This window comes from Tsukamurella conjunctivitidis (genome assembly GCF_007858475.1).
In the GTDB taxonomy this organism is placed as follows: domain Bacteria; phylum Actinomycetota; class Actinomycetes; order Mycobacteriales; family Mycobacteriaceae; genus Tsukamurella; species Tsukamurella conjunctivitidis.
On sequence record NZ_VIGX01000025.1, the window covers coordinates 1 to 17826 of the forward strand.

The window sequence follows — 17826 nt, forward strand, 5'->3', positions numbered from 1 at the left end:
CGGCGCAACCACACTGCGCACCCGCGGCCGCCCATCCACACCCCGGACTCTAGCGGCTCAGGGCCCCACTCAGGTGGGGCCGAATGAAACCGCCCTACCGGGGCCAGATCAACTTGACATAGCCATGCGCTGCCCGCCTGGCGTTCTCGACCGATCACTGACCTCTGCCTCCGTGCGACAGCGTCCGTAGCCGGTTCAGCGCGAGTGCGGCACTACCGACAGCTCCGGCGATCCCAACTATGAGCATCCCGAGGGCGATCTTGCCTATCAGAAACGGGGTGGCTTCGAAGACGAAGACCAGAACCAGCGCCGCTGCGAGGCAGGCCCCCGCCCCAATCAGGCTCTCGTAGAGTTTGGTGCGGGCTACCTGCACAGCTTCCGCCTGATGGTTCGTCCTCACGTTGTGACTCCCTCGTTCTCGGTCTGTTCCGCGAACCGCTGCGCAAGGCCGCACCAACCGCTGACGAGACCCTCCGTGGTCTCTATGGTTTCGGTACCTGACCAACCAGCAGGGCGCGAGGTGAGAAGTCCGGCAAGGAGGAACTTGGCCAGGCCGGCATGCTCGTTTCGTCGCGCTGCGGGTGATGGCGCCTCGGACAGCACGGCGGCCAGATCCGCCTCGGCAAACGCCCCGGCGACGCCACCGCCGCACACGAGGACGGGGTCTATCACGTGGGGTGAACGCGAGAACACGTCGACCAGGACCCCGACCAACACCTTCGTGTCGGCGGTCCCGCGGTCAAGGATCGCGTAAGGCATCCTTAGCCCGTCCAAGCGACGGGCGGTGAGACGGACGACGTCGACGTTCACCTCGCCAGCATCGAACCCTGCAGCATTGAGTGTGGCCACAGTCCGCACCAGCGGCCAGGAAGACGCCTTGTCGTACTGGCTTTTCCGCATCAGACGTTGCGCAGTCTGCTCGTGTGGCGCATGGCCGCGTAGACCGCATCCTGCGCGAGAGCGACGGCGCGGTCGACGTCGCCCAGGCCGGCGCTGGCTGCCTGCACGGTCACCCCTGCAGTCGTGGTGTCTCCGATCTCGTCGACGTCGAGCTCATCTGGATCGAGGCGCGCGAACTCATGCTTGATCTCGCTGAGCCGACGTCGGGTTCCCTGCAGGGCATCGAGCAGATCCACGACCTCGTCGTGAAGCTCTGCGGCAGTTTTGCTCATGGGTCCATCCTCCCTCGAAGGATGAGCAGGTCGGCAGGGGTGTACGTTCCGCGTGCGAGCCGATCGTTCCGCTCGATGGTGAGCTGGAGCGAGGCCATTGCTGCGTCGAGGCGCGCCAGCTCAGGGTCCTCCTCGGCGTGATTCGGGCCGGTGTCATTCATCGGAAGTCTGTTGCTCCGGATCTGCTCCGCACGTCGGTACGAGGGCCACAGGGGGCGCGTCGCCGCGACCATCGCACCCATGTAGAGCGCGGCGATCAGCAGGTGCGGCCAGAGGTCCGCCGTACCGGTTGCAGATACAACGCAGGCAACGACCGCCCCAGCAATGCTGAGCACCAGCGTCGGCATGAATGGTCGGATCATGCTGTACTCCCTTCGGCTTCCGGACTACTCGACCCTTGGTGCCCAGGCTCGACACAATCGGTACTGTGCTCTTTAGTCTACATCGAGTGTGCGGTATGGTCTACATGTGACGGAGGATCAAGCAGCCCGACTCAAGGAGCTCGGAGAGCGCCTCCGCGCGGCACGCGAAGGCGTCGATGAGACTCAAAGTCGCGCCGCGGAAAGCGTTGGCCTGCACCGCACCTACATCAGTCGGGTGGAGAACGGCGGCGAGAACATCACGGTGGGGGCGTTGTACCGTCTCGCGGATCACTACGGCGTACCAGCGAGCCGGATTCTGCCCGACTGAGGCCCCTTCCAGGGGGTTGCGACGTTTGCCCCCGCAGCCCCTGGAAATCTGGGGCCCGCGGTCAGTCGAACGAGATCACGTCGATCGGGGCCACCAGCTCCCAGTCCGGGATGCCCTTGCTCGGCGCCCAGCACGCCAGCTTCCGGTGCGGCTCCGCGATCCATCCACCTCGGGCGTTGAGGTCACGCAAGCAGTCAGCCTCGGAAACGTACTTGCCACAGACGAAGACCAGCCCCGAAGCAGGGCATGACTGCGTCGGTGTGGGTCCGGCGTTGGCGGCGCCAGCGGGTCCGATGGCGCTGATGCCAACGGCGGCAGCCGCCGCGGCGAGGAGAATCGTTGCGCGGGCATGCCCACGCGAGATCTGAGTGTTCATATGCGCTGTCCTTCTTCTTGGTGGGCGGTCACTACTCCGCCCACGCCTACTGGTCGCGGACCTCACGGTCCACACCTTCGATGCTAGCCGTTTTCGCAGCTCGGGAGAGGTGCTGACGAGTCGCGGATAGGGCGACCCTGCCACTGGGACTGAAGTATCCTCACCGCCCCATTCCATTCTGCCGGGAAGCCTGCTCACGGCTGCTGCTGTACGGGCGTCCCCCCATCGGCAGGCGCGCCCCTGCTTCAACCGCACCAGACTTCGCGCGGTGAGTCTTGTTGGGCAGCTTCCCGAAAGCTCTTGCGACAACAGATGGTCGGTTGACGCTGGCTACGGTGCGAAGATACTTGACCGCCCTCTTGGGATCCGAGGCGGAAAGTGCCGCCGCTACGTCTACGTCGTAATGCGAGACGTTGTCCGCGATCTTCGGGTTCCCCAGTTCCGCTGCTATCGGGTCGCCCTGTTGCTCTGGTTTCTGTCCACTCATTGCGCTGTCCTTTCGGTAGGGCGGTCACTACTCCGCCATGACGACCGATCGCCAGAGCTCTCGGCCTGCACCTTCGATGCTAGCTGTGCTGCCTCGTGAGGTTGGTGACACGGCCGATCACGCGGTGAGGTCGTCGAACGAAAGCTGCTGAGGGCATGCTGGCAGGTCCGGAACCACGATCCCGCTCGCCGTGAGGCGGTAGTCCTTCCACGGCACGCGGCTCACGGGCGGCCGGTGACCGAGGTCGGCGTGCGGCCGGTCGTGGTTGTAGAAGTTCAGGAACGTGGGTGTCCGCCGAGCGCTTCGACGACGGCCCCGTGCGCCGCGGCGTAGCGCTGAGCCTCGTCGGCCTCAGCGTCGGTGAACGTACGGACGTCGGCCGGACGGCCCGGGACCCGCACGATCATGGTCAGATCCGCGAGCTTCGCGGCACTTCGTGGACGCCGGCGCTCGGCGCGTTCGTCGTCAGCCATCGCTACCTCCTCGTTCGGTTTCCTGGACTATGCCAATGTCGCGAACACGCCACCTGTGGCCGTGATCGCCGAGCCTGCCCACACGGCCAGCGCCTTGATGCTCGTGACCCGCCCCGCCCCAACACGCGCAACGGTGATCACCTGGACCGCAATGAACACAGCGATGATGACCAGGGCGGAACCTTGCGATGCGCTCATCCGCTCACCTCTCCTTCGATTGATGGACTACTGGGCTGCCTGGTTGCGCCTAGGCACTTTTGCCCCTGTCGATGCGGCCGTGTGATTTCGGACCGTCCCGTCACCGACGAGCGCGATCCCCCTTCCGCAGACGGGACAGGTCCCCCGAGGGTGCGCGTACCCGAGGTACCTGCGGTCAAGACACTCCGCCTCAGCGCGCATTCGGCTGCCCGCGCACTTCTCGTACTGGCCCATCTTCGCCCTCGACTCCGCGCTCACCTCTCTCATGAGGCCAGCTCCCGGGTGATGGCGGCGCGGATCGCGTCTGCGAGCTCACGGAGGTCGATCGGGCCTTGATAGCCGACGAAGTACGGGTCGGGGTCCTCTTCGATGTACTCGCCGGCGTCATCGGTACGCCGAACGGCCGAGTTGTAGCACCACTCCTTGGTGACCAAGACCTCGCGCATGGTCTCTGCGAGCAGGTCGGATTCCATGCGTTCGGCTCGCTCGTTCAGAGCCTCCGCGGTCGCAGTCGCCTGATGGTCGATGAACTGGTCGATGCCGTCGCCCTTGCGCCGGATCTTTCGGACCCAGCCGCATCGGCACGCAACCGTACCGTTGCCGTAGGTCTGCTTGCGCTGGTGCTGCTGCGCGACGAGCCGGAGCGCCGCGTGTGGATACTCGGTCATGGCGTTCCTCCTCGTCGGGCCGGTTCGGTTTCAGTTCGGTTTTCAGACGTCTTCCGGGTGCAGCTTCATCAGCTCGGCTCGACGGGTGCCGAGCATGTGCTCGATCACGATTCCGTCGAACCAATGCTCATCACGCCCGTCGTCGAGCTCGTAGAGCTTCGGACGCACGACCCGGACGTACGCGTCGTCTGGATAGTCGGCCGCGGCCGCGAGCGCCGCGCGGAGATTTCCCAGCATGAACCCGTCGCCGTCCGAGTCGACCGGCTCTATCGCTTCGATGATGCGAGAGGCGACGCCGCGTTCGATCACCTCGAAGGCGCCGTTGTCCGCCCACTTCCACGACTCGTTGTCGACGGGCGCTCTCGCGCTGTCCGGCCAGAACGGCTCAGCCTCAGACATTTTCTGCCATCTCCCTTCGGTTCTCAGACGTAGATCAGTTCGGTCCGCCGTCGGTCGGCGGATGGTCCGCGACGTACGCGCTCGCGGAGAGTAGCGCCTGCGCGATCCGCCGAGCAGTGGCACGGGTGATGTGGCACTCGTCCGGGTAGTGGTCGAATCGGCGCCCAGCAGCGAAGGCGACCGTGCCGTCTTCTGTGATGATCGACAGCTCCTCAGACTCGTACCAGACTGCGCGCTTCCACTCCCCGTGATCTTCGATCCTCAGCGGCTGGGACATGAGGTAGGAGGTCGACGCCTGGGCAGCCAGCCGCTCGAGGTCGCGATGCAGTGCCCGCAGCGCGTCGTCTGCACTCGGCAGCCGTTCCACGTTCGTCACAGCGCTCCTCCTCTGTTCGCTATCCGGACGTTTCTTTGGTGCCGTCGGTGAGCAGGTCGTGCGCTGCGAGCATGGTGCGGAGTCGTTCAACCTCCTGCGCCAGCTCAAGGTGTAGCGCGTTTCCGCCGCCCCATTGGTACGCATATCGTGCTCGCACAACCACGTCGAGATCGTCTGCTCGGCCTTCATCGATTGCGCGGTTGACTAGGTCGCGAAGCTCCCTGTTGGGGATGTGTCCCTCGAAGGTCTGTGAATTGCGCTGCTGCATGGTGTTCCGATCTTCGATTTGTGGATGGTTGGGAGCGGATTCCATCACTGGAGATCGCCGGTGGTCGCCCGCTCGAATACGGCCACGGTGCCCAGGACACCTGCCGCCAGCCAGTGCTGGTCGGCTTTGAACCGGTCGAGCCGGATCCGCACGCGCTTCCCACCCGCGAGGTATCCGCACACACCGCGTGGGTCTCGTCGAGCTCGAGGACCCGCACCTTCCGGCCGGCCATCCGCCTGTCGTTGTCGGCCCACACCTGCCCGGGCTCGACACCGTGGGGGTTGTTGTTGGATGCCATCGTCGTCCTCGTGTTCTTTCTCGCGGCGCTTCGGTTTCTGGACTAGAGGCTGGCGCCGTTCCGCCGGCGCCGAAAGGTCACGGTCAAGAAGACCCCGACCGCAACGACCGCGTGGGCGCCGTAGAAGGCCACGGCTGCGATGGGGGTAAGGGGCGTGGGTTGTACCCACACGGCGAACCCAACCCCGAAGACCGTCATGGCCGGGTAGAAAGCCGCCGCGCTCACCATCTGGCCATGGCGCTCCTCGGGTGGGCGGATACTCCGCTGCGTCACGAAGAATGCGAACCAGAAGTCAGCAAGCAACACGACGACCGTGATTAGTGTTCCGATCAACGTCACGGGGTTCTCCATGGCTATTCCTTCGATTCGTGGACTAGGCCGGGGGATGATCTCGGTACTCGGCCACCGTCTCGCCCAGCAGCTTCGTCATGTCCGGCATCTTCGGCTCCCAGCGTCGGGACGGCGGCGTCTGAATCCGCGCCACTCGCCCCTCTCGACGCGGCTCCGCAGCCGTCGAATCGTGGTGCTCGCAGCAGCCGCCGTAGGTGGTGTCGTGCTCGTCGCTCATCGTGGTCTCCTTCGGTTACTGAACAGTGCCGAGCGGTTCGACGGTGGCCCCGTGCTCCGCGGCGTAGCGCTCGGCGTCGGGGCCCTCAGCGTCGGTGAATACACGGACGTCGGCCGGACGGCCGGGGACCCGCACGATCAAGGTCAGATCCGCGAGCTTTGCAGCGCCCCGTGGACGCCGGCGCTCGGCCTGTTCGTCGTCAGCCATCGTCTCTCCTTCGGTATGCCTCCATGGTAGCCTATTCTCGAATCATTGACAATCATTTGTAGCAATAGGCTGGTGGTGCATCGTGGCACGGATGGACGAAGGGGAATTGATTGTGCGACAGATCCTTTCCCAGACCTCGCCTGGGCAGAGGGTGGGCTCGGTCGATAGCATCTGCGAGGCCACTGGCCTGTCCACCGGCGGAGCGATTGCGGTGATGAAACGCCTCATCGAACAGGGTCTCGTCCGAAGCGAGCGCGGCCCCAAGGGCGGGTACTGGCGGACCGACGCCCCCGTGCCGGCGGCCGGCGCTCAAGACGAGCTGCGCGAGATCGCTAAGGCACTTGAGAGCATCACCGCCCGGGTCAACGCCCTCATCGCCGACGCCAATACGTAGGGGTCTGGTGTCTGGAAAGTGCATCTCTTGATGGAATCGAAGTGCAGACAATGAATCCAGACTCCCGCACCTGCCAGATCAGTGAGTTCTTTAGCGGTTCAGGGTGTCTGGCTCAACGGGGGCGTGGATGCGCGGATCGCGGCGATGATCCAGGCGTCGAGGTCTGGTCTCTCCGCGACTTCGGGTGCGAATCGGCCAGCTTCTGCGGCGAGAAGGGCGTCGAGGGCACGTTCGTACAGTTCATCGGTCACATGAATTGGACGCGCCAGCTCGGCGTTTGGTTCCCGTCAGGGTGCGGTTGCGTCGTCGAGCAGCTGGAGGAGCACCTCGAGGAGCTTGCTCGCTCGGGCATCGACCTCGTCGAGCACGTCATCGACGACGTGGTGCTGTAGTGCGCGTAGGTGCAGCCACTCCTCGAGCACGGCGGCTGGCGAGAGTCCGGCCGCGGGTAGGTCAGGCGCGGTGGTGTACTCTTCGCCGCCGTCGGCGGTGGTGGTGATGTGGAGCTCGTCGGTCTCGTCGTCGACGTAGATCGCGCCGGCGGTGAGCCGGGACAGCGCGGTCGGGCGGATCCCGCTTGTGGCGAGCACGAGGAGTAGCGTGTCGCGGCGGGCGAACAGCGCGGCGGGCCAGCCGTCGGGCAGGTGGGTCGCGACGTCGACCGCAAGGTCGGTGAGGTGGCGCCGGCGCGCCGCGCGGGTGGCGTCGATCGCCTCGCGCACCGCCTCGGCGATGCCGGGCGGGCGGTGGCCGGCGCGGCGGTGCGCGCCGTTGAGGACCGCGACCCGGCGGCGCTGCGTGCGAGGCGCCGCGGGGTTGGCGGCGATGAACCGGGCCAGCACGGCGGGGGTCGCGGGCACCGGGTGCTCGTCGACGGCCGCGCACCAGTCCGCCCAGAGGGTCCAGGTGGCGCGATCGCGGGCATCGAGGTCGCCTGCGGCGGGGATGGTCATAGGCCTAGTTTCGTGACGGAATTGGCGACGAGGGGCGCGTTTTCGCGGCGGTAGCGCAGGACCGTGCTGACGGTGTTGTGCCCGGTCTGGGCCATGACCTCCTCGAAGCTGGCGCCGTTGCGCAGGGTCTGCGTGACGTGACCGGTCCGGAGACTGTGCGCGCCGAGTCGTGCGATCACTGCGGGATCGATGCCGGCGCGCAGCGCCCGGCGCCGCACGATCGCGTGCACCGACGACTCCGACAGGGCAGCGTCGGAGAGTAGGCCGTTGCGGGCGGTGGACCGGAAGAACGGGCGGCGCGCTGCGACCCAGCGGACGGCGCGCTGGTAGGAGTTCGTGCCGACGTGGCCAGCCTCGAGTGGGGCAGCCTCGGTGAGCAGCCGGATGACGACGCGGCGGCCGTAGCGGTCGCTCGCGGAAGCGACCTCGGCCCAGCGGACCGCGGCGCACACCGGGCACCGTCGGGGATCCTCGGCGCGCGGCGTGGGGTGCCGCCCGGGCCCCTCAGCCCAGCCCTCGCCGGCTGCCACCGCACCGCACCACGCCGACGCCGACTCGAGCTCGTCGGCGGTGCACGCCACGCAGTACCGCGCCCCACCGCATCGCACCACGACACCGTCCGGACGGCGATAGATGTGCCCGTGACCGGCATTCGCGTCGCACGCAGAGTAGTTCGGCCACGAACCGAGGTCCGTCACGGGGATCTGCATATCGCCAACCTCTCTGATCCCGCTCATTATCGCGATCGAGGGGCAAACCGGGCAACCAACTTCTCACGCCGGCGCCGGCGTGTTGGCCAGGCCTACGCCGACCAGCACGGCAGCACCGTCGAGACGATGCGGGCCTAACAGCACTCATCGGCCCAGAGGGGGGGGGAGCGGCTCCGATCACTCCGCGTCGTCATCGTGCTGCGCCGACTGCACCACGCCGTCGAAGTTGATCACGCCGACCTTCGCGCTCAGCGACGCCGTTCCCTCGCTCGAGCTGCCGCTGCACTGCCGTCGCCCCGGGCCACCCGCGCAGCCTCTCCAAAGACGCCTGCAGCGGCTCCTCCACCAGCGTATGCAGCTCCGCGATCGACGAGACCAACGACAGATCGGACCCGAGCTGCTCCAGCATCCCGAACGTCTCCAGGCCAGCACCCGGATCTACGGACCCATCCTTGAGCCCGACGAAGAACCCCACGTCGTCGGTGCCGTCGAGCACCCCCACCTCTACGCCGCCTGGCGACGGCGCCTGTTCCGCACCCGGTGCCGTCGTCTTCGGCAGCAAGGGCCTCCTCGCCGCATCTCTCGCCGGAAGTGTGAGTGGCTATGTCAAGTTGATCTGGCCCCGGTAGGGCGGTTTCGTTCGGCCCCACCGGCGAACGAGGTTTAGTGTTCTGGGTGTGGATGGGCGGCCGAGGGTGCGGCGCGTTGTTGCGCCGACTGGTTGGGATCGCGAGTCGGTGCGGGTGTATGCCGAGTTCGTGATCGCGCGTGATGATCAGCTTGGTGATCAGTTATCGGTGCGGGTGAAGCTGCAGGATGAGGAGCCGTTGCCGAATCTGACGACGCGGTGGACCGTGGTTTATGTCACTCACCATAGCCGGACCTTGCGCCGGCATCTGTCGGTGGTTAAGGACGAGCGCCGCGCCTAGCCTGTGGAGGTTGCTGCTTCGGTGTGGGCGAGTCGGTAGCTGTGGGTGAACCGTCCCGGCTTTCCTGCCGTGGTTTACGTGTGGGCGGGTAGCTCGCACACGTCTTGTTGGTCAGCGTAGTGGGCGGTTTCGTATTCGTCTGGGGTGAGCATGCCGAGGCTGCCGTGCAGCCGTCGGGTGTTGTACCAATGAACCCAAGTGGCGGTGGCGAATTCAACGTCCTCACTGGTTCGGTAAGGACCGTTGTGGAAGACGTCCGTGCGGACGCATTCGGTCTTGTAGATCCCGTTGACGGTCTCCATCAGAGCGTTGTCATATGCATCGCCGACAGAGCCGATCGATGGGCGGATTCCTTCGAGGTGCAGGTGCTCGGTGAAGCGGATCGACGTGTACTGCGATCCCGCGTCCGAGTGGGCGATGAGCTGGTTCTTTGCGACTCTGTGCCCGGCTCGCTCGCGTTGCCACAGGGCCATCCGGACGGGGACGTCGACGAGCTCGACATCGCGGCGGGTGGAGTGTTCCAGCCGACGATCCGCTGCGAGAAGCAGTCCACGACGAACGCGACGTAGGTGAAGGTGGTGTGGGTGCGCACATACGTAAAGTCCGAGACCCATACCCGGTCCGGCGCCGGCGCGGTGAAATCCCGGTTAAGCAGGTCAGCAGCACGCAAGGCCCGCGAATCCGGGATCGTCGTCCGATGCGCCTTCCCACGGACCACCCCGGACAGGCCCAGGGATCGCATCGCCCGATCTACCGCACCGAACCCAGCACCAGGGAGCCTGCGGCGGGCGGCAGCGAGCATCTTCCGCCGCCCATACAGACCTTCTGGCGCAAGCTGTTTAGTCCCCTCCGGCGTGGTTGTGAAAGCGAGCTGCCGGATAGTGTCCTCCACGATCGCATCCGAGACGCCCCGCTCGGAAATCTCCTGGCTGCGCGCGCACCAGGCTCGTAGTGTTCGCGCCGCGACCTGCAAGCCTGCTACGTGCAGGGCCTGGTGGATCGACTCGACGGCGTGACCAGATGCCCGCATCTGGTAGATGAACGCCACGATCAGCGGTTTCGGGGGTCGAGTTCCCCCGCGAAGAAAATCGCCGCAGACTTGAGCACGTCGTTGACCTCCCGAAGGCGACGGTTCTCCGCCCGCAACCGGCGCATCTCCTCACGTTCGGCGGTGCTGACCCCGACGGCGCGGCCGATCTCATGCTGGGAAACCCACCGACGAACCGACTCCGGCGAGACCCCCAACGATTCTGCGACCTGCACCCGCACCGCGGTCGCCGAAGAGTACTCACTGCGGTGCTCGGTCACCAGGCGAACAGCCCGACTCCGAAGTTCTTGGGTCAACCTTGCGTGGCATAGAAGCCATCCTCTCAATCACTCACAAAGGAGCGGCAGAGAAGTCAGAACGGTTTACCTCTCGCGGGTGCTCCATCGCTGCCGGTCGAGGACGTTGCGCTGGCCCTTATCGGTGCAGCAGTCCCGACAGCCATCGCGGACCTTCGTCTCGTCGTCGCGGTCACACGTTGCGGGAGATCGCGAACCAGCTGAACAGGTCCGCGTCGACCATCAGCAGAGAGCTGCGGCGCAATCACGCGCCAGACGGAACCTATCGACCGTTCCAAGCGCACCGGATGGGTCGCCACGGTCGGCGTACGGACCGCCGGGGATGCACTTGCCGTAGCCGACTGATTCAAGGGTTCCTACGCAGGGCCTCGGTGCGAATATACCAGGCATCAATCCGTTTCAGGCGCTGCATGCCAAGGCTTGCGAGAAGATCTTCTACTCGTCGTTTGTCAAGCAGTGCCTTAAACGAGTAATTCAACCCAATTTCGTAGTCCATCGGTACGCAAACCGCAAGAATGGAGGCACCAGGGACGATGCTAAAATAATCAGCCACTTCACGCAGGAGCTCTGTCTCGTAGATTCCCTGCGAAGAGGATGAATCCATGTTATCGACAACTATTAGAATGTCGGCTTCAGAATGAAGTCGCGACATCGGCCTAGAGTTCCTCGTTTCTATTAACTCGCTTGCGATGGTGGATAACTTTCTGTCATTTGCTGCAGCTTCAAGAAGGCTTTCATTAGGTCCGCGCCGAAAGGAAATGATGGCCAGTTCGCACTCAATCAGCGTTATCGCGTCTAGCGTGTTAAAAGTTCTATAATCAAACTTTTCGCGAATTAAGGAAGCGGAAAACCATCTTATAGATGGAAACTCCTCTCGCTCAAATCGCGATGCTCGAGAAGACACTTTGAGAAGGATGTCATGGTCGAATTCACCAGTATTAGATCGATTGCTCTCGAATTTGTCTCCATTGGGTGCCTTGTTCATAATTTATCTTTCGGATAGCTTTCCAAGGGGTATCACCTCTGCATCTGCCGGGCTACTGGCGAAGCTGCTCTCGCACGGCAAGAGCTAGAAGAAGCAGCAGCAGCCATCGCTCAACGGACATCGATCTTCCCCACTGGATATGCGCCATCGCAGTCCCGACCGCGCAGTGCGAGATTCATAGGGGGCAGTTCCATCCTGTGGGTAGCGTCCAGCTTATGCTCGCTCCACGCCACTTTTACCCACAGAACATATGCGCCGGGGAGTAGCGGCACCGCGACGGTATCGGTTGTCTCCGCTACAGGCGGGCTGGCCGCAGTGTCCTCGTAGGGAACCGTCGGGCTCGCGAATAGGGTAGAGAGGTCGACACCCGCTGGCACGGAGGCGACTGATCGACCTTCGCCATCGACGAACTCGTACGTGGTCGTCCACCGGTCGTACGTCGGGGCCGAACCGAAGTTCGCCCAGCGGATGGTCAGCGTGGCAGGATCGCGGTCGGACGCGGGCGCTAGCCCGGCGGCGGTGACGGCGTACCGGTATCCCGCGTACTTCGTCGCGCGCGACCACAGGTCGTACTGTTCCGAGGTCATCCGCTCGGGCCGGCTCTGCGCCGGGAAACCGGTACTCGACGTCATCGAGACGTGTCCGTCGACGACCTGCGACACCGCCCGCCGGTAGTAGTCGAGGACTGTGCCTCCGGTCAGCATCTGCGGCGGCCACTCGGTGAGCACCGGCGCAGTCCGGTATCGCCGGCTCAGCAGCGCCACGATCGGATCGCGCTCGACGACGTACTGCGACCACTGGTTCTCCGCCCACGTCGGGATGACCGGATACGTGCCCAGCGAGTCGCTCCGCACGCCCACGGGGTGCCGGACACCCGCCAGTGCAGCGCTGTCCCTGAGCAGCAGGCGCGCGATCTCCGGGTTGCCCATCGCGGACACCACGCGCGTCGAGCGGAACGCGCGCAACGTCGCGTCCACGAGCCGCGCGGCGGAACCCGAGGTGATGTACTGGTCGCGGTACTGGCTGTAGTACCCGAGGCGCGCCCGGCTCTCCTCGGGCGAGGGCCCCGGGGTGCGCGCGTCGTCGCGGACGAATGCGACGTGGTTCTCACTGAAGTCCCCGTACCCCGACATCTCGTAGATCGCCAGCCGCTCGTCACGGTCGTACCGACGGCCGAGTGCCGCAACCAGATCGGTGAACCGATCCAGGTACTCGGCGCTGTTCCACTGCGGCACGACGTATCGGACGCCGTCCACGACATAGGTCTCAGTGGCGTCCGGTATCCCGCGGAGCCAGTCGGGCACGGACGACACCGTGCCGCCCCGCTGCGTGACATCGCAGCACGAGTCGAACGCCGTCACCCGGAACCCGAAGCGCTTGCCCTGCGCGGCCGCGTCGGCGATCGCCCGGTCGAGGGCGGAGAAGTCGTAGCGGCGCGAGTCCGGCGCCCCGGGCGGCAGCCGCCGCGGATCCTTCGGTTGCAGCGACTTCCACGGGATCCGTGCGCTGACGTCCGAAGCGCCGGGCCACGCCGGAAGCCCGCGGTTGAGGTCGGACCCCTGCGGGAACAGCGGTTCCATCAGGTTCTGGTACTGCCCCCGGAGCGGATTGACGAGATCGGGTTCGGAGAACGGGATCACGCCGATGGTCGGCGAGGCGGGCCGCGAAGCGGGGGATTCGGCGCAGCCCGCCAATCCCGTGACCATGACCGCTACGACCACGACGACCGCGAGCACCCGGGCCCGGACCGAGCGGGTCACGGCGCGGCCCGGGACAACCGGAACAACACACCCGCGAGCGCTACCAGGATCCACGTGAGGTACCAGACCTGGAGGAAGCCGGACGTGTCGAGGATCAGGGCGATCACCGCGAGTGCCGCCAATGCGCCGCTGACGCCGGAGCCGAGTTCGGCGGTGGGCCCGTCCGCGGCGGCGGAAGCGCGGACGGCCAGCACGAGTGCCACCGCCAGCGCGACGCAGAAGGCCACGAATCCGACCACCCCGGCCTCCATCAGTCGCGACAGGTACTGGTTGTCCAGGACCGGTTGCCGGAGCGCCGGATACGCGCCGACACCCTGGCCGACCCATAGGTGCTCCTGCACGTGCGCGGTCACGTACTCGATCCCCACCTGCCGGGACTTGATCGACGAGTCGGTACCGGACCCCGCGAAGGTCTGGACCAACGCGGAGACGACGTTGATCTGGGCCGCTATGCCCACGAGAGCGACGACCGCACATCCCACCACCAGACCGGCGAGCCGCCGGATCGGCCAGCGCCAGCACATCACCACGACAGCGGCGATGGTCCCGACGACGGCGGATCGCGAGACGGTGACCAGGTCGCCCACGACGAGGATCACCAAGCACACCGCCCAGGGCAGCGCCGATGCGCCCCGGGCGCGCGCGTTGAGGCACAGTGCCGCGGCGAGGGGAATGAGGACCGTCAGGATCGCGCTCAGCTCCAACGGGTGCCCGGCGCTGCCCTGCGGGCGGTCGAGTCCCTCCCGGGTGGCGTTCTGGACGATGACGAAGTCGTTGGCCTTGGTCAGCCCGGGGATCCGGAAATCCGGGGCGACGTCGATGCCCGTGCCGAACCGTACGAGCGCGAAGAGCGCGCTCAGCGTGCCGCCGAGAACGAGTCCCGCCAGCACGATCCGTACACCGTGTTCCGAGCGGAGCACCGCCAGTAGCAGGAGCACCACGCCGACGAGGCACAGGTCGACCACCACGTACCGGTCCATCGGCATGAGCGCCACGCCCGGCACACCGCGGGCGGTGGCGGCCCCGTACGAGAGGAACGACGCGAACACGTAGCCCGAGACCGCGACCACGACGGCCCGATCGGAGACCGGGCGCGCGTTGCCGGTGAGCCACGCGCCGAGCCACACCAGGGCGCCGGCCGCGAACAGGGTCTGCGCGAGGCTCATCCCGAAGGTCGCGGGGACGGTGATCGCCTGCCGCATCGAGAGCAGGAAGAATCCGGCGGTGCCCACGAACAGCGCGCCCGGAGGCCCGAAGCGCTCCAGCCGGGAGGTCAGTGCCGACCCGGCGGCCACCGGGTCCTGAAGCCGCATCACGCCACTGGCTGCGACCGGGCCGAGCCCTCCGCGTCGGCGGGAGGATCGTCGTCGGTGTCGGCCGCGTCGTCGGCGACTACTGCGTCGGCGGGAACGGCAGCGTCAGTGTCTACGGCAGAGTCGGCGTCCGGCTCACCGTTCCGGCGTCCGCGCAGCACGTCGGCTGCGGCACCCACCAGCAGCAGGACGAGGACGGTCCCCAGCAGCCCGCCGGACGCGTATCCGACCGCGGCCCGCAGCGCGCTTCCGCTCACCGCGGCCCCGTCCGTCGGCTCCACGGGCACCCGGAGATCGGCGAACGTCCCGTCCACCACGCCGGCCTCGCGCTGCATCCGCTGCAGCCGGTCGCGCATGAAATCGATCAACGCCGTCGCCCCGCGCCGCGCCGCCTCCGGGTCCGGAGCCGACACCGAGAACGTGACCTGCGGCGACAACTGGGCGTAGTTGGCCGCGTCCCCCGCCACGGTGGACAGCTGATAGTCGGGCGACGCGCCCGCCTTGGCGACCGCATCGCGAGCCTCGTCGCGCTCGGCGGCGGTCGCGAGAACGTACGCCAGCTGCGCGGTACTGGCGACGTTGACGAACGGATTCAATCCGGCGTCCCGGTTGCCCGCCCCCGGCGGGATGACGACGACGGCCGAATTCGTCACGTAGTGCGTCGAGGTGGACGACCACCCGAACACACCCGCGGCGACGGTGACGACCAGCACGGCCAGCACCGCCAGCCGGCGCGCGAGAATCGTCCGAACGAATCCTGCGACACTCATACTTCCCTCTATCTTCTCGGTCGGAGCGGGCCGGGATCGACACCCCGCACGGGTCCGGCCGGCGCTCGTCCGGGACCGTCGCGCCCGGAGACGCGACCCGGTTCGGGTCGCACAGTGACGCAGCCGACACGCACTTTACTATGATGCAATGTCCTGGATCCGAGGCCGCCCCGCGGCCTTCAGAGGCGCCCGCGAGGCGACCCTGCGCGCTGGTTCCACCGAGTACTCCGTGCGGCGTCCCCGGATCCGGGACTACCCGCACTGGCGGAGGACGCGGATCGACGAAAAGGCACGGCTTGCAGCCGCCTTCGGGTCCCCGGACGCGGACTGGCCCGACCTCCACTCACCGTCCGCGTGGGTGGAGTGGGTCACGTCCGTCCGGAGCGCGGCGCGGCGGCGCGAGGCACTGCCGTTCGTGCTCCTCGAGCACGGCGCCGACGGTCCCCGCTTGGTGGGCGAGATCGGCGTGGGCGCCGTCGACCCGCGCACCGGAACCGGCGAACTGTACGCGTGGGCGGTCCGCACCGCCCCCGAGGTCGTTCCGTGGGCGGTGGCGCAGGTGATCTCCCGGACCTTCGACCCGCCGTTCGCATTGGACCGGATCGTCGCCCCGACGGCGCGCGGCAACAGATCGGTGCACCGAGCGCTCGAAGTCCTGCGGTTCGAACACCGTGCGACTCGGCGACGGTTCCGCATGTACGCCGGCGAGCCGACCGATCACGACCTCTGGGTCATGGACAACACCCCCGACAACCGTGCCCGAATCCGGAGGCTCGCAAAGATGAAGACCACGCCCGTCATGCGGATCGACGACACAGTCGTCGTGAGGATGACCCATACCGAGGTCATCGACCTGGTGGAGCGCCGCGCCGCCGAACCGAGCGGCGCCCCGCTCGCGCTGTGCTCCGCGAACCTCGACCATCTGCATCACTTCCGGCCGGGCCGGCACCGCCTGGGCCGCGACGTCGACTGGGTGGTCGTCGCCGACGGTGCCCCCATCGCCCGGCGGGGGGCCCACCTCGCCGGCACCGATTGGCCGCGGGTCACCGGTGCCGACCTGCTGCCCGATGTGATCGCATTGTGCGAGGCCCGCGGGTGGCCGATCGGCTTCCTCGGCGGCACCGCCCACGCGCACGGACTGCTGCGCGACGCCCTGCACCGGGACCATCCGGGCCTCTCGGTCGCGGGGTACTGGTCCCCAGAGCGTGCCGAGCTCGACGACCCGGTCTCCGGGGCGCGCATCGCGGACGAGATCCGGTCGGCAGCGCCGACGGTGCTCGTGGTCGGCCTCGGCAAACCCCGTCAGGAGCAGTGGATCGACGATTGGGGGACACGCTCCAGCGCGGCAGTCCTCCTGCCCTTCGGCGCGGCCGCCGACTTCGTGGCCGGGACCGTCGAGCGTGCCCCCGAGCGGTGGCAGCGGAGTGGCCTCGAATGGCTCTACCGGCTGCAGCAGGAGCCTCGGCGCCTGGCCCGCCGCTACCTGATCCAGGGCCCTCCGGCGCTGGCGCGGCTCCGCGCCGCCACGATCGGGGAGATCACATCGCCCGCAGCATTCGAGCCAGGTGATCGGCCATGACCTCCGTCGTGAACCGCTCCCGGACTCGCGCTGCCGCCAGCCGCCCCATCTCGATCCGGCGGTCGTCGTCGGCGAGCAGTTCCTCGGTGGCCCCGGCGAACGCGTCGACGTCGCCTGCCAGCACCAGGAGGCCGGTTTCCCCGTGGTCCACGTAATCCGCTACGCCGGGGTTCGCGGTCACCACGACCGGCCTGCCGCTGGCCATCGCCTCGAGCACGACAGTCAGGCCCGACCCGGTGACCGTCGGGTGCAGCGCCACCGCGGCGACCGATGCCCGGCGGTACACGTCCCGGATGCGTCCGTTCAAACGCTCCGTGTGCAGCGTGACCAGGCCCTCGGGCGCCTGGAAGGGCAGGCCGGACGCGAGTTCGAGACGTACCTCCGGACGCCGGTCCCGGACGGCGCTCACGGCTCGGATCAGCAGCCCGTGGTCGCGGAACCGGTCCTCGCCCGCGCTCATCACCAGGCCGGGTTCGGCGGGGAGCGGCTGCTCCGTGTAGAAGTCCGTGTCGATTCCGAGAGGTATGAAATGCAGCCGCGATCGGGCCACGCCCCAGTCGGAGTCCATGAGCGGGAGAACGGCCGAGCACTGGGCCCAGACCGCGGCCGCGCGGGGCAGCGTCCGGGCCGCGAGAGCGCCGTGCACCCGGCCGGCTGCGGCCCGCGTCGTGAGCCAGCCGATACCGGCCGCGACCGGCGCACCACCGTCCAGCAGCGCGGGAACACCGGTCCGCTCGTCGTACGCCAGCACCGCGTCGGCGCCGCGACCACGGAAGTGATCGGCCGCGGCCTCGACGATCTCGTAGCCGTCGGTCCGGTGCCGCACGGCGCGCGCGAGACGCGCGGCGGCGCGGCCGGACCGGCCCGGACCGAAGCCGGCGGACGCGAACCGCACGTCCACTCCGCGAT

The 17826-nt window shown here is 67.1% G+C and carries 26 protein-coding genes and 2 pseudogenes; 6 read left to right on the forward strand and 22 right to left on the reverse strand.

Annotation, left to right across the window (positions count from 1 at the left end; translation table 11 throughout):
- Positions 1-396: 396 nt before the first annotated feature.
- The 3 genes from FK530_RS22505 to FK530_RS22515 all read right to left on the reverse strand — a co-directional run bounded on the left by FK530_RS22505 (position 397) and on the right by FK530_RS22515 (position 1534).
- Positions 397-810: a hypothetical protein gene (locus FK530_RS22505; protein ID WP_146489203.1), complete on the reverse strand. Its 414-nt coding sequence runs from the start codon at positions 808-810 to the stop codon at positions 397-399.
- A gap of 89 nt (positions 811-899) precedes the next feature.
- Complete coding sequence (locus tag FK530_RS22510) at positions 900-1172, reverse strand: PAAR domain-containing protein (RefSeq protein ID WP_114514739.1); 273 nt, start codon at positions 1170-1172, stop codon at positions 900-902.
- The gene (locus FK530_RS22515) at positions 1169-1534 is read right to left on the reverse strand and encodes a hypothetical protein (RefSeq protein WP_146489204.1); all 366 of its coding nucleotides are present in this window, start codon (positions 1532-1534) and stop codon (positions 1169-1171) included. Before FK530_RS22515 ends, FK530_RS22510 begins: the two co-directional genes overlap by 4 nt.
- Positions 1535-1640: 106 nt before the next feature.
- Between FK530_RS22515 and FK530_RS22520 the strand changes: the two genes are divergently transcribed.
- Positions 1641-1862 carry a helix-turn-helix domain-containing protein gene (locus FK530_RS22520; protein WP_114514741.1) on the forward strand — a complete coding sequence of 74 codons (222 nt, stop codon included), beginning with the start codon at positions 1641-1643 and terminating at the stop codon, positions 1860-1862.
- 61 nt (positions 1863-1923) lie between these two features.
- On the opposite strand, the gene FK530_RS26920 is transcribed toward FK530_RS22520, so the two are convergent.
- The 7 genes from FK530_RS26920 to FK530_RS22545 all read right to left on the reverse strand — a co-directional run bounded on the left by FK530_RS26920 (position 1924) and on the right by FK530_RS22545 (position 5107).
- Positions 1924-2052 (reverse strand): hypothetical protein, encoded by a 129-nt coding sequence (locus tag FK530_RS26920; RefSeq protein WP_269434178.1) that lies wholly within the window; start codon positions 2050-2052, stop codon positions 1924-1926.
- Positions 2053-3000: 948 nt separating this feature from the next.
- Positions 3001-3198, reverse strand: coding sequence for a hypothetical protein (locus FK530_RS22525; protein WP_114514742.1), 198 nt, complete (start codon positions 3196-3198; stop codon positions 3001-3003).
- 27 nt (positions 3199-3225) lie between these two features.
- The gene (locus tag FK530_RS25985) at positions 3226-3396 is read right to left on the reverse strand and encodes a hypothetical protein (protein WP_158645177.1); all 171 of its coding nucleotides are present in this window, start codon (positions 3394-3396) and stop codon (positions 3226-3228) included.
- A 263-nt stretch (positions 3397-3659) separates the two neighbouring features.
- Complete coding sequence (locus FK530_RS22530) at positions 3660-4064, reverse strand: hypothetical protein (protein ID WP_146489205.1); 405 nt, start codon at positions 4062-4064, stop codon at positions 3660-3662.
- Between the two features lie 42 nt (positions 4065-4106).
- A complete protein-coding gene (locus FK530_RS22535) occupies positions 4107-4463 on the reverse strand; it encodes a hypothetical protein (protein ID WP_114514744.1) in 357 nt (118 codons plus the stop codon).
- A gap of 34 nt (positions 4464-4497) precedes the next feature.
- Positions 4498-4839, reverse strand: coding sequence for a hypothetical protein (locus FK530_RS22540; protein ID WP_146489206.1), 342 nt, complete (start codon positions 4837-4839; stop codon positions 4498-4500).
- A 19-nt stretch (positions 4840-4858) separates the two neighbouring features.
- Positions 4859-5107, reverse strand: coding sequence for a hypothetical protein (locus tag FK530_RS22545; protein ID WP_146489207.1), 249 nt, complete (start codon positions 5105-5107; stop codon positions 4859-4861).
- A gap of 20 nt (positions 5108-5127) precedes the next feature.
- Here FK530_RS22545 and FK530_RS22550 point away from each other — a divergent pair, with 20 nt between their 5' ends.
- Positions 5128-5451: a hypothetical protein gene (locus FK530_RS22550; RefSeq protein WP_146489208.1), complete on the forward strand. Its 324-nt coding sequence runs from the start codon at positions 5128-5130 to the stop codon at positions 5449-5451.
- Here the strand turns inward: FK530_RS22550 and FK530_RS22555 are convergent.
- The 3 genes from FK530_RS22555 to FK530_RS22565 are packed head-to-tail and all read right to left on the reverse strand — an operon-like array spanning position 5448 to position 6180.
- Positions 5448-5756, reverse strand: a complete 309-nt coding sequence (locus tag FK530_RS22555) for a hypothetical protein (RefSeq protein WP_114514747.1) — start codon at positions 5754-5756, stop codon at positions 5448-5450. The two genes, FK530_RS22550 and FK530_RS22555, sit on opposite strands and share 4 nt — an antisense overlap.
- A gap of 22 nt (positions 5757-5778) precedes the next feature.
- Complete coding sequence (locus FK530_RS22560) at positions 5779-5973, reverse strand: hypothetical protein (RefSeq protein ID WP_114514748.1); 195 nt, start codon at positions 5971-5973, stop codon at positions 5779-5781.
- A gap of 15 nt (positions 5974-5988) precedes the next feature.
- Complete coding sequence (locus FK530_RS22565; protein ID WP_114514749.1) at positions 5989-6180, reverse strand: hypothetical protein; 192 nt, start codon at positions 6178-6180, stop codon at positions 5989-5991.
- 91 nt (positions 6181-6271) lie between these two features.
- Here FK530_RS22565 and FK530_RS22570 point away from each other — a divergent pair, with 91 nt between their 5' ends.
- Entirely contained in the window at positions 6272-6574 is a 303-nt protein-coding gene (locus tag FK530_RS22570; RefSeq protein ID WP_114514750.1) for an Rrf2 family transcriptional regulator, read from the forward strand.
- A 287-nt stretch (positions 6575-6861) separates the two neighbouring features.
- Here the strand turns inward: FK530_RS22570 and FK530_RS22575 are convergent, their stop codons facing one another.
- The 3 genes from FK530_RS22575 to FK530_RS22585 form a co-directional block, all read right to left on the reverse strand.
- A complete protein-coding gene (locus FK530_RS22575; RefSeq protein WP_146489209.1) occupies positions 6862-7527 on the reverse strand; it encodes a site-specific integrase in 666 nt (221 codons plus the stop codon).
- The gene (locus FK530_RS22580; RefSeq protein WP_231706759.1) at positions 7524-8237 is read right to left on the reverse strand and encodes a tyrosine-type recombinase/integrase; all 714 of its coding nucleotides are present in this window, start codon (positions 8235-8237) and stop codon (positions 7524-7526) included. The genes FK530_RS22575 and FK530_RS22580 overlap by 4 nt, the downstream gene beginning before the upstream one ends.
- A gap of 190 nt (positions 8238-8427) precedes the next feature.
- Entirely contained in the window at positions 8428-8799 is a 372-nt protein-coding gene (locus tag FK530_RS22585) for a hypothetical protein (protein WP_146489210.1), read from the reverse strand.
- A gap of 115 nt (positions 8800-8914) precedes the next feature.
- Between FK530_RS22585 and FK530_RS22590 the strand changes: the two genes are divergently transcribed.
- On the forward strand, positions 8915-9166 hold the full coding sequence (locus FK530_RS22590) for a hypothetical protein (protein ID WP_146489211.1): 252 nt from the start codon (positions 8915-8917) through the stop codon (positions 9164-9166).
- 74 nt (positions 9167-9240) lie between these two features.
- Here FK530_RS22590 and FK530_RS22595 read toward each other — a convergent pair.
- Positions 9241-10523, reverse strand: a pseudogene (locus tag FK530_RS22595) (IS3 family transposase).
- A gap of 157 nt (positions 10524-10680) precedes the next feature.
- Between FK530_RS22595 and FK530_RS26795 the strand changes: the two are divergent.
- Positions 10681-10797 (forward strand): annotated as a pseudogene (locus tag FK530_RS26795) (helix-turn-helix domain-containing protein); the annotation flags it as partial.
- Between the two features lie 59 nt (positions 10798-10856).
- Here FK530_RS26795 and FK530_RS26800 read toward each other — a convergent pair.
- The 4 genes from FK530_RS26800 to FK530_RS22615 all read right to left on the reverse strand — a co-directional run bounded on the left by FK530_RS26800 (position 10857) and on the right by FK530_RS22615 (position 15338).
- On the reverse strand, positions 10857-11495 hold the full coding sequence (locus tag FK530_RS26800; protein ID WP_231706762.1) for a hypothetical protein: 639 nt from the start codon (positions 11493-11495) through the stop codon (positions 10857-10859).
- 110 nt (positions 11496-11605) lie between these two features.
- Positions 11606-13255 carry a hypothetical protein gene (locus tag FK530_RS22605; protein ID WP_193560356.1) on the reverse strand — a complete coding sequence of 550 codons (1650 nt, stop codon included), beginning with the start codon at positions 13253-13255 and terminating at the stop codon, positions 11606-11608.
- A complete protein-coding gene (locus tag FK530_RS22610) occupies positions 13252-14568 on the reverse strand; it encodes an O-antigen ligase family protein (protein WP_146489212.1) in 1317 nt (438 codons plus the stop codon). Before FK530_RS22610 ends, FK530_RS22605 begins: the two co-directional genes overlap by 4 nt.
- A complete protein-coding gene (locus FK530_RS22615) occupies positions 14568-15338 on the reverse strand; it encodes a hypothetical protein (protein WP_146489213.1) in 771 nt (256 codons plus the stop codon). Before FK530_RS22615 ends, FK530_RS22610 begins: the two co-directional genes overlap by 1 nt.
- Positions 15339-15486: 148 nt before the next feature.
- Between FK530_RS22615 and FK530_RS22620 the strand changes: the two genes are divergently transcribed.
- The gene (locus tag FK530_RS22620) at positions 15487-16917 is read left to right on the forward strand and encodes a WecB/TagA/CpsF family glycosyltransferase (RefSeq protein ID WP_114515415.1); all 1431 of its coding nucleotides are present in this window, start codon (positions 15487-15489) and stop codon (positions 16915-16917) included.
- Here the strand turns inward: FK530_RS22620 and FK530_RS22625 are convergent.
- Positions 16877-17818: a glycosyltransferase family 4 protein gene (locus FK530_RS22625; protein WP_231706760.1), complete on the reverse strand. Its 942-nt coding sequence runs from the start codon at positions 17816-17818 to the stop codon at positions 16877-16879. The two genes, FK530_RS22620 and FK530_RS22625, sit on opposite strands and share 41 nt — an antisense overlap.
- Positions 17819-17826 lie beyond the last annotated feature (8 nt).